The organism is Chitinophaga sp. 05T412 (genome assembly GCF_056396465.1).
The window spans coordinates 1-14,087 of record NZ_JBFTLN010000007.1; the positions used below are offsets into that span (position 1 = coordinate 1).

Here is a 14,087-nt window from a genome sequence, read left to right on the forward strand (position 1 = left end):
CCAGCAACACTGCTTCTAATACATTAAGCCTCGTTTACGCTGGCACAGCTCCGGTTATCACCACTGTTGATGTACCGGCTAACGGCATCTATCACACCGGACAGGTGCTCAGCTTCACCGTACACTTCAGTGAAAATTTAATCGCTACAGGTACGCCATCATTCGATGTTCTCATAGGTGCAGCCACCAAACAAGCTACGCTTGTGAGTGGCAGCGGTACCAACGCCTTCATATTCAGCTACACTGTGCAAAACGGCGACATGGATATGGATGGTATTACCCTGGGAACTGCCATCTCCGGTACCATTCGCAACAGCGCAGGTAAAAACGCGCTGCTCACGCTCAATAACGTGGGCAACACCAGCGGTGTGCTGGTAAACACCGCTCAACCGAGTGTACTGATCAGCACTTCCGCTACTTCACCTGTGATAGCGCCGTTTACCGCTACCATTACCTTCTCCGAAGCCGTGACCGGATTTGCAATAGGAGACATTACAGCGACCAATGCAAGTCTCAGCAACTTCCAGACTACCGACAACATCACCTACACGGTGCTGGTTACACCAAGCATTGATGGCGCGGTAACCCTGCAGGTTCCTGCCGGTGTAGCCGTGAACGTTGGTAATAACAGCAACACGGCTTCTAATACATTAAGCCTCGTTTACGCTGGCACAGCACCGGTTATCACCGCTGTTGATGTACCGGCTAACGGCATCTATCACACCGGACAGGTACTCAGCTTCACCGTACACTTCAGCGAAAATGTAATTGCTACAGGTACACCAACATTGGATGTACTCATAGGGGCAGCCACTAAACAAGCTACGCTAATAAGTGGCAGCGGCACCAACGCTCTCCTATTCAGTTACACCGTACAAAACGGCGACATGGATATGGATGGTATTACCCTGGGAACTGCCATCACTGGCACCATCCACAACAGCGCAGGTAAAAACGCGTTACTCACGCTCAATAACGTGGGCAACACCAGTGGTGTGCTGGTAAACACCACTCAACCAGGTGTAGCAATCAGCACTTCCGCTACATCACCGGTGATAGCACCGTTTACCGCTACCATTACCTTCTCTGAAGCTGTGACCGGATTTACAGTGGCAGATATTACGGCTACTAACGCAAGCCTCAGCAACTTCCAGACTACGGACAATATCACCTACACAGTGCTGGTTACACCAAGTGTTGATGGCGCAGTAACCCTGCAAGTTCCTGCCGGTGTAGCCGTGAACGTGGGTAATAACAGCAACACTGCTTCCAATACATTAAGTCTCGTTTATGCTGGCACGGCTCCGGTTATCACCGCTGTTGATGTACCGGCTAACGGCATCTATCACACCGGACAGGTACTCAGCTTTACCGTACACTTCAGCGAAAATGTAATCGCTACAGGTACGCCATCACTGGATGTCCTCATAGGCGCAGCCACCAAACAAGCTACACTCGTGAGTGGCAGCGGTACCAACGCCTTCCTATTCAGCTACACCGTACAAAACGGCGACATGGATATGGATGGTATTACACTGGGTACAGCCATCTCTGGCAGCATCCACAACAGCGCAGGCAAAAACGCGCTGCTCACGCTCAATAACGTGGGCAACACCAGTGGTGTATTGGTAAACACCACGCATCCGGGTGTAGTAATTACTACCAACGACCCTGCACGGATAAATACGCCGGTAACTATTACTATCACCTTCACTGAAATGGTGAATGGCTTTACCACTACCGGCATCGTGGCAACCAATGCGACCGTGAGCAACCTGCAGACAACAGATCACATCCGTTATTCTGCCGTCATCACACCACTCACAGATGGCGCTGTTAATGTAAGCGTACCTGCAGGAGCCGCTACCAATGCCGGAGGTAATGACAACACCGCCTCCAACACGCTGCAATTTACTTACGATGCTACCCCACCGGTGATCACCGCCCAAACGCTGAATGTCGACTTCAATAGCCCGGCAGGCACCGTAGTAGGTACACTCACCGCCACAGATGCCAGCGGCATCATCCAAAACTGGATGATCACAGCAGATGAAAGCAGCGGCGCCTTCGCCATTGATGCACAAGGCAATATCACCGTGAAAGATGCGGCGATACTCAGCAGCAAAGCTGGTACTACGGTACGTGTAACCGTTACGGTGAGCGATGGATTGAATACCAGCACACCAACAGCCATCAGCATCAATATCTCTAAAGCCTTCATTAATCAGCCGCCTACACTGGACCCGATTCCGGATGCCAACAATTGCGCCGGCACTGCTGAACATACCATTCAATTAACCGGTATATCGGCTGTAGAAGCAGGACAAACCTACCACCTGACCGTGGCAGCTGATCAGGCCGACTTTGATGTACTCACTGTAGATGATAACACCGGCATCCTGCATTACCAGCTGAAAAGCAGTGTTACCAGCGGCAGCGTCAATGTTACGGTGACTATCAAAGATAACGGCGGTACTGCCAATGGTGGCATAGATACCAGACAACGCAGCTTCCACATCACCATTGATCCACTACCAGACGTCACCATCAGTAGTAACAAAGGTAGCACGGTGTCTAAAGGAGATATCCTTCAGCTGACAGCCACCGGCGGCGGCAACTACAAATGGGCTACCGTAGATGGCATTATCAGCGGACAACAAAGCGCGGTATTGCAGGCCCGGATTATGACAAATACTACCTACGAAGTGACAGTAGTCAATGCCGCCGGATGTAGCAACAACGCCAGCATCAATATTGCGGTGGTAGCCGATTTCAAAGTAGAATCCAGCAATATCCTGACGCCAAACGGTGATGGCAAAAACGATAAATGGGTGATCCGTAACATCGACAGCTACCCGAATAATGAAGTGAAAGTGTACGACCGTACCGGCAGAATAGTATTCCAGCGCAGAAACTATAACAACGACTGGGATGGCACCGTGAACGGACATCCGCTGGCTGAAGGCACCTATTACTATATTCTGACCATCAGCGGCGATACCAAAACAGCGAAAGGATATATTACTATCATCCGGGATCAACAATGACCCGATTAAATTATGACATTATGCGTTTCTCATCCGGCATATTCATCTATAGCAAATATATCATCCTGCTGCTGCTGGCAGTAGCAGGATGCCTGCAAGGCGGTGCACAATCACTCAGTAACACACCCGCCTTACTGGAACCTTCCGCTACACAGTATTTCCAGAACCAATACCTGGCCAATCCGGCAATGGCAGGTATTGATAGCGGCCTGCATCTGAACGCTGCCTATCGCCGCCAAATGAATGGTATTGACGGCGCCCCTATCTCCAAATTTTTTACGGCTGATGGTTACATTGGTGACCGTGTAGGCGGCGGAGTACACATTTTTAATGACCAGGCCGGACTGATGAACCGTACCCGCGTAGCCCTTTCCTATGCCTACCATCTCCCATTGGGAGATCGCGGACAAACGCTCCATTTCGGCCTTTCCCTGGCAATGAACTTCCAGCGGATCGACTATAAAGCCGTAGATGGCGACGGCTCCGACCCTTCCATTGGTGCATTCAACCGCCGCGACAGCTACTTTGAAGGAGAATTTGGGATGGCCTATACCAATACCCACTGGAATATTCAGGGCTCCTTACCGAATATCCGGACGCTTTTCACCGGAGATGATAAAGCCGTAGATGGCGGTACCATCTATTTCACCGCCATCTCCTATAAATTCCTGCCGGAAGGCGCCATCAGCAGCATCGTCCCTAAAGTGTGCTACCGCGGGGTAAGGGGGTACGACAATATATTTGATTTCGGTCTTCATGTAGGCTTCCTCCGGGAAGTAGCCAATGTACTGGCACTCTACCATACCTCCGGTAGCTTTACCGGAGGTATAGGCGTTAATATCCTGCAAACAGTAACCCTGCAAGCGATGTACACCACCCAAACCAATGGTATGAAGACTTATGTAGATGGCGGTTATGAAATAGGCATTACGGTGAACCTGTTCAGACGGCAATAGCCACTTTTGTCGCAATTGCCCCGCAGATATACGCGCTTACCCCTCCTGTAGTTGGTGTATTGGCAATACCTTTGTGATACAATACGCTCATCATTAAATCAACTGCTATGACACCTGAAACAGCACCTCACAAAGCCAATACTGCCAGCAAACCGTTAAACAAACAGTTTACCGCCACCTTGCTGAAAAGCCCTGCTAAAAGCGGCTGGACTTATGTCATCTGGCCCGAATCAGTAGCTTTTTTTGGCACCAGAGGATTAGTAAAAGTAAGAGGGGCAGTAGATAACCTTTCTTTTGAAAGCGCTTTCATGGCTCTCGGCAATGGCACCCATAAACTGCCTATTAAAGCAGATCTGCGGAAAACTATCGGAAAAGAAGCCGGAGACACCGTTACCATCCGAATAACAGAACGCAGGTAATCGCACTTCCGTGCAGGAAATTGTATTAATTTGCTACTATGAACCCGTTCCCCGTAGTAGCAAAATTCCCGAAATTCCTGGCAGCAGTACTCTGCCTGCTGAGTATCACCGCAGCCGGACAAAAAAATCTATCAGCGTACCAAAAAACATTTCAAACCGACCCCTGGTTGAAGCATTGGGCCAACACTATGCCCCATTTTAACCTGTCCACATTTCTTTATACCCGCACCAGCGCTTTCGAAAATAGCATCGAGGATAATCAGTTGTCCAACGACAATAACGCATTCCGGCAAACCTATGGGAAGCTCATCAGCTATTCACCCGATAAAAAAAAGTACCTCGATTTTTATAGCGGACAAATTGTTTTTGATACCATTCATACAAATGGGAAAATAACCGTTAGCCCGGCTTTCGATATAGATCAATATTTTTTTCTGGGCGACTACACCCGCCATACCGCCACACGACTACTTTTTATGGGATCATCCGCTGCACTGGAAGAAGCAACATGGATATCAGATAGTGCGTTTATATTGGTGGGTACAGTAAGGGAACAAAATTATTATTACCCATTTATTTATATCGGAGATTTAGAAAGACAACAATTTGATTATTATCTCCCGAAAAATAAAAATATAAAACGGGAAAATGTTTATCGATCACCTAAATGGAAACTCTTGAAGGGCGTTACTTTTAAGGATTAGCAGCGCTTGTATCTTTAACCAGATATTTTTGTCATGAGAACGCAATTGATTTTACCTCCTGCTCCTATTGCTGAGTATATCAGCAGTATTGTGGTAATAGAAAATAATAATATTTTCCGGGAAACTATTTTGCCGCTCATTGCCAAAGGCTATCCCAGCATTGTATTCCAGCTGACCAATCCCTGTTTGACTGCTGGCACTAAAACAGATCACCTGGTATTATATGGGCAGAATATAAAACCTATTCCCCTGCATGTATCAGGGCATGTGACCGTGATTGCCTACTTTCTTTATCCGCACATGTTGAAATTTCTTTTTGAAGCGGATGCCAAAGAGCTGACAGATTTTTGTATAGATCTCAGTGTAACCCCTGTTGCCCGGACAATGAGCCTGCAGGAACAACTATTAAATGCACCCGATTTGCATAGCCGTTTAAAATTACTGGATAACTATATACTAAAACTGGCCGATTCCAGGAAAGGCGCATCACCGGAGGCGATTGCCTATGCTACCCGGATCATACAAAGCAGCCATGGCATCATTTCCCTGCCTGCCCTGCAAAAGGAATTATATGTCACCGAGCGAACCCTGCAGCGGCTGTTTGAATCCCACGTGGGAATCTCACCCAAAACATTTAGCCGGATTTGCCAGTTTCACTCCGCATTGCAGCACCTCGAACAAAATCAATTCACAGACATGATCAGCGTAGCTTACGCCAATGGCTATGCCGATCAGAGTCACCTGATCCGCGCCTTTAAAGAATTTACCAACTACTCTCCACTGGAATACCTGAAGGCGGCCAATGATTTCCCCCGCTAACGGCCTTCCGGAAGATTGTCGGGTTTGTTCTATCATTTGGCTGGAGGCTGCAGTTACTTTGTATCATAAAATCAACAGCATATGAGAAAGATAATCGTTTCTGCCTGGGTGACAATAGATGGCGTTTTTGACGCAGACACCATGGGCCAATGGTTCGCCCCTTATGATAGCGAGGATAGAAGAGCGTATATCCGTGACGGTATCCTGGCCTCCGGCGCCTTCCTCTTCGGACGCAAAACATATGAAATGCTGGCGCCGTATTGGTCGTCACTGAAAAACAATGAAATGGGCGTAGCAGATCAGCTCAACAATTCGCCCAAATATGTGGTATCTACCTCCCTGCAGCAGGCAGACTGGAACAATACCAGCATCGTCAACGGGGATATTGCCACCGCATTAAGGCAACTAAAACAAGCGCCCGGAAAAGATATCCAGATAGAAGGCAGTGCAGCGCTGATTCAATCCCTGGCCAATTTACAGCTGATCGATGAATATCGCTTCCTGGTGCATCCCGTGATCATGGGCAGTGGAAAACGGTTCTTTGGAGAGGGCGTTCCAGTACCGGGGCTCACACTGACAAAAACAGCGACGCTGGAACATGGCGTGGTGGCGCTCTACTATACTGCCGGACAACCGGCATAAAAAAAAGGGAGACGCTGGCGATCCAGTGTCTCCTTTTTATTGATCATCTGACAAGCATACAGCGTGATTGCTGTGCTTAGTTTTTGCACACTTAAATTATGTTAAAAGAAATGTATCACGGAAGTATGCAGTATCTGGCCAGTGGCTGTACCTTCCTTTTTTACTTCTCCATCTACTACCACCTGTACTTTCATCGTAGCGGACGCATTAGGTCCAGCACCTCCGATGCTGATGCCGATACTTCTTGCCCCGTTAGGCTGGGTGAGCTCCGGACTTGTCCAGGTAGCCCCGGTGAGATTAGTAGCGGTGGTGATTTCATTATCGAAACCGTACGCTACATCAGATAAATTCACTCCATTAGAAGCTGTTACCTTCAATACTACTTTGTGGGTTTTTGCGGGTGCATCGTCCTTGTCTTTCTTACAGGCCGTAAACAATGCAGCCACCATTAAAGCGGGGATTAAAATTTTCTTCAGTAATTTCATGATTCTTTATTGATAGCATGCCTACTCTTTAATACTACAGTTTTCGGCTTCCCTGTTTATGGACATTTCCGTTTTTGGCTAACATTCAACAGTACAGCCACAAAGTTAAATTCGGGTGTTACAGCCAACAATACCCGGTTACTGGGTTTTATATCTACCTGTTTCCAGGTATTTTCCACTGCGGATAGGTGTTATCAGCAATAGTTATTATTTTGCTTTCATGAGAAAACTGTTTTTCCTCTTATCCTTACTGATAGCAACTACCGGGGGTCTGGCGCAGGTACATTTAACCGGCCCATCCCCAACAGACAGTCTCGAAAAAATATTAATACAACCAGGACCCGATAGTGTGCGGGCCAGGGCCAGTTTTGCACTGAGCGACTACTGGACCGCGAAGGACACCCTTAAAGCCATGAAGTTTCTGCAGGAAGGCGCTCCGTTTATCAAAAAGCATCGGTACCTGCAGGCACTGTACTATTTTTATGAAGGTCGCCTGCTTAATAAAAGTAATCCCGACAAAAGCCAGCAGCATTATATGCTGACGGATTCCTTACTTCAACACACCAAAACGCAGGAAGCCTATCTTTTCAGGGCGCAGGCATGGTATGAGTTTGGAAGAATACAACAACGGAAAGATGACTACAAAGCATTCGCCGACATTATTCTCAATAAGTCTATTCCCCTTGCAGAACAATCCGGCGACCAGGTACTGGTCGGCAAAAATTTCCTGGGACTCGCTATTGTATTTAAAAATGCGGGCCAGTTCGATAAAGCGGAAACGTATTGCCTAAAAGCCGTTGATATCCTGAAACCCCTTACGCCTCCTGCAAAGGAGCTCATTGACTCCTATCACACCATTGCGGAAAACTATTCCCTGTCCGGGCAAAATGTAAAGGCTAAAGCCGCGTTGGATAGCATGTATCCCTTGCTAAAGGCTTATCCTGATTCAGAATATTACCTCGACTACTACGGCGCCGAAGCCATGTATTTTACCATCGAAGGCAAGTTTGATAATGCCCTGGCCGACCTGGACAAAGGTGTTGCACTCGCACAAAAGCTTGGGTTAAAATATGAGGAACAACGACTGATACTGCAAAAATTCTATGCCTACTACAATGCCAAAAGTTTTGTAAAAGCGAAAGAAGTGCTCACCTATCTGATGACACAGGACCTCATGATGAGCTTGTCCACCAACCGTTTACAGCTGTACTATGGCATGGCCCTTACTTACGAAGGCCTGAAGCAATGGGCGCCCGCCTTTGAATGGATGAAGCGTTACAGTGAGTTCAGCGACAGCGTGGCACAGAGTCAGCTAAAAAATGATGTACATGCATTGGAAATAAAGTTCAGGGATGCAGAAAAAGAAAAAGAAATCACGGCGCTGAAAGCCCAGCGTATGGAGCAGTCGCTCGCAGCCAACAATGGCCGCCTCGTCAACTGGCTGCTGGGATGTGCCAGTCTTTTTTTACTGGTGATCCTCCTCTTTGCGTTGATCCTTTACCGTAGTAAGAAGAAGCTGATGGCACAAAAGGAATTGAGCTACCAGCAACACCTGCACGAAATGGCGCAGCAGCAACAGCTACAATTTAGTCAGGCCGTTCTACAGGGAGAAGAACAGGAACGCCGCCGCCTGGCGCGCGATCTGCACGATGGCCTTGGTGGCATGCTGGCAGGCGCTAAAATCAATTTGTCGGCCCAGATTGAAGATACCTTCTCTCCCGATCAGCGGCAGGAACTCACTAAAATTACCGCACAACTGGATCATTCTGTCACAGAACTTCGGCGTATTGCCCATAACATGATGCCCGTAAACCTGCTGAAATTCGGATTAACCACCGCGCTCAAAGATCTCTGTGAATCCCTGATGACCGACAACACGCAGATCGATTTCCAGGCATTGGGAATTGAAAATAGTTTGAAGGAAGAAGTACAATTACATATCTACCGCATTGTACAGGAGCTGTTATCTAATGCCATCCGGCATGGTACGGCCTCGCATATTATATTGCAATGCAGCCAACACGAAGACCTGTTTTTTATTACCCAGGAAGACAATGGAAAAGGCTTTGATCCTTCGGTAAACAACACTACATCCGGCATCGGTCTTAGTAACATCAAAAACCGGGTAGGTTTTCTAAAAGGAAAAATTGATATAGATTCGGCGCCGGATCAGGGCACCACCATAAATATTGAATTGCATGTTAACTAAAAATACCACCCTGGCAATTGTGGACGATCATCCAATTGTATTGGAAGGATTGCAACGCCTGCTGGCCAATGTTTCCAACATTACCATTAGCGGCTGCTTCACCACCGGGGCCGACTGTATTGCCTTTCTGGAGCAACAGCAGGTAGATATCATTTTACTGGATATCACCCTGCCCGATGTAAACGGCATAGAATTATGTAAAGTGATTAAGGAGATGTTACCCGACACACATGTGCTGGCGCTGAGTAATCATTCCGAACGCAGCATGATTTTACAAATGATACAAAACGGCGCTACCGGCTATCTCCTGAAAAACATTTCTGCAGAAGAACTGATTGCCTGCATCGGGGAAGCACTCAGTGGGCTGATTACCTTCAGCAAAGCCGCCAGAGAGATCATGGCGCGTCCTTCTTTAGGAGAACTGAAAGACACGCCACAACTCACTAAAAGGGAAAAAGAGATTTTACATTTAATCGCAGAGGGGAAAACCACGCCAGATATGGCTGTTCAGCTTAACTTGAGTCCACTCACAATAGAAACACATCGTAAAAACCTGATTCAGAAATTCCAGGTAAGAAATGTAGCGGCATTGATAAAAACAGCGACGCAACAAGGACTGGTATAAGCTGTTTACTTAACGTAGACGTCGGATAGTTCGTTAACGGCATACCCTTGCTGTTCCCAACTCTTCTTGATCTTTAGCAACATGATGATGTAAGGGATATCTATCAGCATCCAAAATGCACTGATAGCAAAAACACCCAGCCCTGAAATACCACTGGAGTAAAGTGTGTAGATGGAAAAGGCCTGAKACAAAATAAATACAAAATCAACTACCAATGCCACCAGGACAGCCCAACGTTTTTCCTGCCAGATAAAAAAATTAGCTACCACACGCAGGAGGGGAAAAAGAAATGCCAGCGTGAGATTAACGACATCCCACATATCGATTTCAAGTCCTTCGGCAAAAGCCCGGTAAGTCCACCGGACATACAACGTATAACCCAGCGTCAGCAATGGCAGTACCATAAAAACCCATACATAAATCTTCAACGCCTTCGGCATCAGCTTCCGGCGGCGTACCCGTGTTTCCTGTAAAAAAACCTGGTCAAAAATAGAGGTAGGTACTTCTGGCATAACTATATAGGTAGATAAAAATCGTATAGGGTTTCGCGTGCAACGGAATAACAAGCCGCCCGTGCAAAGCGGCGTTCAGGTATTAATTCAACACATAAAATGCAAGTACCTTCTGCACCTCATACACATTAACGGACTTCGTGAACTGTTTCACAATGCTGGGCATCGTCTCGCTGGAAATCCAGATCTTCAGTTCCGCATCCAGGTCGAAAGTCCCGGTAGACTCCACACTAAACCTCGAAATGCTTTTATAAGCCACGCTGCGATACTCCGTTTTACTACCGGTAATACCTTGTTTATCAATGAGAATTAAACGCTTGTTCGTAAAAATAAAGGTGTCTCTGATGAGCTTAAATCCAAGCTCAATTTTTTCTGTCTCAATCAGCAGTTTTCCATAATCTTTCATTAACTGCTCCTGACTTACTTCCCCCGCATTGCCCAACAGGCCCGAAAAAAATCCCATATAGTGAAATTGGTTTAGATGCTACATGCGCAAAGCTATGAAATATGTTCATTTTTCAGATAAGGATGTACGAAATTATCTGCCGGCTATTCCAGTATTAGCTTGATTTCATTATTCCGACGCATATCGGTGCTCAGGTTGAATGTTTGAGACTTACGTCCATAGCGGATTCGCAAGGCGGCAGTATTAGGAGGAATCGACCCCAGATTATCTGCGGTGAACAGTAAAATGTTTTCGCCAGGTTGTAGTTGGATATGAATTTCCTGTGGGGCCGTTTTGACAGGAAAGCCGGTCACTACCCACTTTCCATTGAGCGACAGAGAAATACTATCGCCGTCCTGCACTTTGGTATCCCGCAACTCCAGGATGATATCTGCGGTGTGCACCGGTATGGTGGCTACGGGGACGTTTTCCCGCTGTGTTACTTTATTGCTGGTAGTGGCAGGGCGACTGGCAGGATGGTAGATATTCGCCACCAGGAAGGTGGCATAAGCGTTAGGGCGACTGCTAAAATTGAAGCCATAGGGGTGCTGATCAATAGTAACCTCTAACAGCCCGGTATTGGGCGGCAGATGGCCATAGTTGTCTGCGAAAAAGATGAAGCAATTTTTCCCGGTATCCAGCGGTATCGTTAGTTGGCGATTATGGTCATTGATTTGTTCCCGGCTGAAAATGGTGCGGTTATTATGCAGTAAGGTAACGGTATCCTTATCATATTGCTCCTGGTCTACCACCTTTAATACGATTGAACTGTCATACGCAATGATGCTATCGTAAATGCCGAAGTATACCTGACTGCCTTCCGGATGCAGTATCCGTTGCACGCTGGAATCAGCCATTGGTTTGTTCCCTGCTTTTGTGAGTGTGGCAGCGCCCCGGTACAGGAACTCACGCAGCGCTACTTTGGATTGCTGGTAAATTTCATCGTCTTCATCCAATCCCCGCATCCAGATATCAAATTTATCAATCCACATGCGGTTCAATGTCAACACCCCGTCTTTATAATCCAGTGTACCGTTCAGGTACCACATCCAGGGTCCCAGCTTATAAGGCGTTTGTTCTAATGGATATTTATTGCGTCCGATGCCGAGTTGACGTGCATTCTTTTTTGCCAGCAATAATTCATACCGGCCGGTAAATGCACCGTATTGCAATTGGATGGTGGCGGGGTATAACATACCGGCTTCCGGCTGACCAATATGCAGCTCCATGGTAATGGGCCTGGAGCTACCCGGCGGTTTAACAGCGGTACGCCAGATGCCTGTCCATTGATCGGTTTGGGCCGCTACAGGTTGAATAATAATGAATAAACAGGCTAACAATACCAAGCAGTGGTTCTTCACAAAAGATATTTTTTGATATGCTTATTTGACCTTCTTCCCTACCCGGCCTTCCATACCGGCAACGAGATTAATACATTCTTCCAAACGGGTAAAACATACGCTGCCATCTAATGCCAGGTCTTTTTTGGTGACGTCCATGCCATCTAAAAAAGCTTCCAGGTGCGATAAATACTGGCCTTGCTCTTCATACAGCACTTTATACATCTTTTCATTCAGCTTATCGCCTTCCTGTTGCACGGACTCACTCACCAGATCATTCACACCACGCATACCCTCCATTACCTTACTCATTTTTTGCTTCAGCAGGTCGAGGTTATTGGGATCTTTTTTTCCGGGAGCAATGTTATGCCGGAAAAGGCTGTCGGCTAATACTTTGCGGGTTTTCTTGTAAACGGTCAGGTCTTCATTCAGGGCTGCCAGGCCTTGTTTGAGCTGCCCGGCTTTTTCGATGGAAAAAGATTGTTTATCTACATCACTGCTCACATGTTTGATCCAGGTCAGCAAATCAAAGGTGACATCTGTTACCATCGTATTAGCCGTTTGCCCGAACGTAGCCGAAGAAAGCATCATCAAAAAAACGAACAGGGAACTACTTAAAACTTTCCTGAAAATCATTTTTATTCTTTGAATTGTCTGTAAGAAAATACATTATCTACCTGGATCATTGAAAGTACATAATTTATCAGAGAGCAGAAAATATCCCGGCTGTTTCCTCAATACACCTAAATACTTCCTATATTTAACGTGCCCGATTGATCTCCTTACATCAGATTGCTAAACCCTTATTGTCATGAAAATAGCCACGTATAATGTTAATGGTGTAAACGGCCGTCTCCCTGTATTACTTCGCTGGCTGGAAGAAACGGCGCCCGATGTGGCCTGTTTACAGGAACTGAAAGCACCGCAGGAAAAATTTCCGGAGCAGGCTATCCGCGATGCCGGTTACCACGCCATCTGGCATGGGCAGAAAAGCTGGAATGGCGTAGCTATTTTATCGCGCACTGCTGATATAAAAGAACTCCGCCGCGTATTACCAGGTGACCCGGAAGATGCTCACAGCCGCTATATTGAGGCAGAGATTAATGGCATTATCATTGGCTGTTTATACCTGCCCAATGGGAATCCCGCACCAGGTCCTAAATTCGACTATAAACTCAGCTGGTTCAAACGGCTGACGCAGCACGCGCTTACCCTGATGGAACAAAACGCGCCGGTGATTTTAACGGGCGACTTCAACGTAATGCCCACAGACCTGGACGTATACAAGCCTGAGCGCTGGGTGAATGATGCCCTGTTCCGCCCCGAAACCAGGGAAGCCTTTCATCAGCTGGTGGCGCAGGGCTGGACCGATGCCATCCGGCACCTGTACCCTACTGAAAAGATTTATACCTTCTGGGATTATTTCCGCGACGCATATGGCCGGAATGCCGGTTTGCGCATAGATCACTTTTTGCTGAGCCCGGCGGTAGCGCCATTACTCCTTGCCGCGGGAGTAGACAGAGATGTACGCGGCTGGGAGAAAAGCAGTGATCACGGACCTGTGTGGATTGAAATAAAAAATCCTGCTGCACGCTAATCATGCAGCAGGATCATCACTATCTGTAATATCCGTGATAATGGTGATGATGATAAGGGCGGTAATATCCGGGCCTGTCGCGGACTACAAGACAACTGCTTAATCCCGCTATCAATACTAAGGAAACAATGAAATATTTTAACGCTTTCATGATTGTCAGGTTTGAATGTACGTGATGAATAATGTAAGGTTAAACATCTGCAGACTGTTTAATTTTTTTTCGCTATCATAATAAATGATAAAACTGTGCCAGACTGAGGCCGCTACTGTTATCTAGTGTTAACGTT

At 46.9% G+C, this 14,087-nt stretch carries 14 protein-coding genes; 9 read left to right on the forward strand and 5 right to left on the reverse strand.

Annotated elements, in window-relative coordinates; translation table 11 throughout:
- The 6 genes from AC1DFM_RS16470 to AC1DFM_RS16495 form a co-directional block, all read left to right on the forward strand.
- On the forward strand, nt 1–3,047 hold a 3,047-nt coding region (locus AC1DFM_RS16470), incomplete at its 5' end, for an Ig-like domain-containing protein (RefSeq protein WP_477077826.1).
- 20 nt (nt 3,048–3,067) lie between these two features.
- The gene (locus AC1DFM_RS16475) at nt 3,068–4,003 is read left to right on the forward strand and encodes a PorP/SprF family type IX secretion system membrane protein (RefSeq protein WP_477077827.1); all 936 of its coding nucleotides are present in this window, start codon (nt 3,068–3,070) and stop codon (nt 4,001–4,003) included.
- Nucleotides 4,004–4,110: 107 nt separating this feature from the next.
- Nucleotides 4,111–4,422, forward strand: coding sequence for a DUF1905 domain-containing protein (locus AC1DFM_RS16480; protein ID WP_477077828.1), 312 nt, complete (start codon nt 4,111–4,113; stop codon nt 4,420–4,422).
- Nucleotides 4,423–4,460: 38 nt separating this feature from the next.
- Nucleotides 4,461–5,126 (forward strand): hypothetical protein, encoded by a 666-nt coding sequence (locus AC1DFM_RS16485; protein WP_477077829.1) that lies wholly within the window; start codon nt 4,461–4,463, stop codon nt 5,124–5,126.
- Nucleotides 5,127–5,159: 33 nt separating this feature from the next.
- Nucleotides 5,160–5,945 (forward strand): helix-turn-helix domain-containing protein, encoded by a 786-nt coding sequence (locus AC1DFM_RS16490; RefSeq protein WP_477077830.1) that lies wholly within the window; start codon nt 5,160–5,162, stop codon nt 5,943–5,945.
- A gap of 81 nt (nt 5,946–6,026) precedes the next feature.
- Nucleotides 6,027–6,587: a dihydrofolate reductase family protein gene (locus AC1DFM_RS16495; RefSeq protein ID WP_477077831.1), complete on the forward strand. Its 561-nt coding sequence runs from the start codon at nt 6,027–6,029 to the stop codon at nt 6,585–6,587.
- 101 nt (nt 6,588–6,688) lie between these two features.
- Here AC1DFM_RS16495 and AC1DFM_RS16500 read toward each other — a convergent pair whose 3' ends face one another.
- A complete protein-coding gene (locus AC1DFM_RS16500; protein WP_477077832.1) occupies nt 6,689–7,072 on the reverse strand; it encodes a hypothetical protein in 384 nt (127 codons plus the stop codon).
- Between the two features lie 220 nt (nt 7,073–7,292).
- Here AC1DFM_RS16500 and AC1DFM_RS16505 point away from each other — a divergent pair, with 220 nt between their 5' ends.
- Complete coding sequence (locus AC1DFM_RS16505) at nt 7,293–9,281, forward strand: tetratricopeptide repeat-containing sensor histidine kinase (protein ID WP_477077833.1); 1,989 nt, start codon at nt 7,293–7,295, stop codon at nt 9,279–9,281.
- Nucleotides 9,271–9,906 (forward strand): response regulator transcription factor, encoded by a 636-nt coding sequence (locus AC1DFM_RS16510; protein ID WP_477077834.1) that lies wholly within the window; start codon nt 9,271–9,273, stop codon nt 9,904–9,906. The genes AC1DFM_RS16505 and AC1DFM_RS16510 overlap by 11 nt, the downstream gene beginning before the upstream one ends.
- Nucleotides 9,907–9,911: 5 nt before the next feature.
- On the opposite strand, the gene AC1DFM_RS16515 is transcribed toward AC1DFM_RS16510, so the two are convergent.
- From AC1DFM_RS16515 to AC1DFM_RS16530, 4 genes are all read right to left on the reverse strand, one after another.
- The gene (locus AC1DFM_RS16515; protein ID WP_477077835.1) at nt 9,912–10,418 is read right to left on the reverse strand and encodes a hypothetical protein; all 507 of its coding nucleotides are present in this window, start codon (nt 10,416–10,418) and stop codon (nt 9,912–9,914) included.
- 82 nt (nt 10,419–10,500) lie between these two features.
- Nucleotides 10,501–10,881 (reverse strand): PH domain-containing protein, encoded by a 381-nt coding sequence (locus AC1DFM_RS16520; protein ID WP_477077836.1) that lies wholly within the window; start codon nt 10,879–10,881, stop codon nt 10,501–10,503.
- Between the two features lie 86 nt (nt 10,882–10,967).
- Nucleotides 10,968–12,224 carry a hypothetical protein gene (locus AC1DFM_RS16525; protein ID WP_477077837.1) on the reverse strand — a complete coding sequence of 419 codons (1,257 nt, stop codon included), beginning with the start codon at nt 12,222–12,224 and terminating at the stop codon, nt 10,968–10,970.
- Between the two features lie 21 nt (nt 12,225–12,245).
- Nucleotides 12,246–12,839: a hypothetical protein gene (locus AC1DFM_RS16530; RefSeq protein ID WP_477077838.1), complete on the reverse strand. Its 594-nt coding sequence runs from the start codon at nt 12,837–12,839 to the stop codon at nt 12,246–12,248.
- A gap of 175 nt (nt 12,840–13,014) precedes the next feature.
- Here AC1DFM_RS16530 and xth point away from each other — a divergent pair, with 175 nt between their 5' ends.
- Entirely contained in the window at nt 13,015–13,800 is a 786-nt protein-coding gene (gene xth / locus AC1DFM_RS16535) for an exodeoxyribonuclease III (RefSeq protein ID WP_477077839.1), read from the forward strand.
- Nucleotides 13,801–14,087: the final 287 nt, after the last annotated feature.